The sequence below is a fragment of the Pseudoalteromonas sp. Angola-30 genome (assembly GCF_028599215.1).
GTDB classification, from domain to species: domain Bacteria; phylum Pseudomonadota; class Gammaproteobacteria; order Enterobacterales; family Alteromonadaceae; genus Pseudoalteromonas; species Pseudoalteromonas atlantica.
Genome location: NZ_JAQREI010000050.1, coordinates 1 through 587, shown reverse-complemented (window position 1 = coordinate 587; position 587 = coordinate 1). Strand labels below are relative to the sequence as shown.

The window sequence follows — 587 nt, the reverse complement described above, 5'->3', positions numbered from 1 at the left end:
GTACGGCACGCGCCGCGGCAACCACGAGGTGATGATGCGGGGCACCTTCGCCAACATCCGCATCAAGAACCAGATGGTCCGCGACGGCTCCGGCAACGTGGTCGAGGGCGGCTACACGCTGTTCCAGCCGACCGGCGAGAAGATGTTCATCTACGACGCGGCGCAGAAGTATGCGGCGCAGGGCACGCCGCTCGTCGTCTTCGCGGGCAAGGAGTACGGCACCGGCTCCTCGCGCGATTGGGCGGCCAAGGGCACCAAGCTGCTCGGCATCCGCGCCGTGATCGCCGAGAGCTTCGAGCGCATCCACCGCTCGAACCTCGTCGGCATGGGCGTCGTGCCGCTGGTCTTCCAGGGCGACACGTCCTGGGATTCGCTGGGCCTGAAGGGCGACGAGACCGTCACCATCAAGGGCCTCGCGGGTGAGCTGAAGCCGCGCCAGACGCTGACCGCCGAGATCACCTCCGCCGACGGCTCGGTGAAGCAGGTCCCGCTGACCTGCCGCATCGATACGCCCGACGAGCTGGAGTACTTCCGCCACGGCGGCCTCCTGCCCCTGTCTCTTCTCCTCATCTTACCCTGCCGCCGCA

Annotated in this window: 1 pseudogene; it reads left to right on the top strand. The window is 67.8% G+C overall.

The annotated features are described in order from the left end of the window. Nucleotides 1–587, top strand: a pseudogene (locus PSH54_RS20545) (aconitate hydratase); the annotation flags it as partial.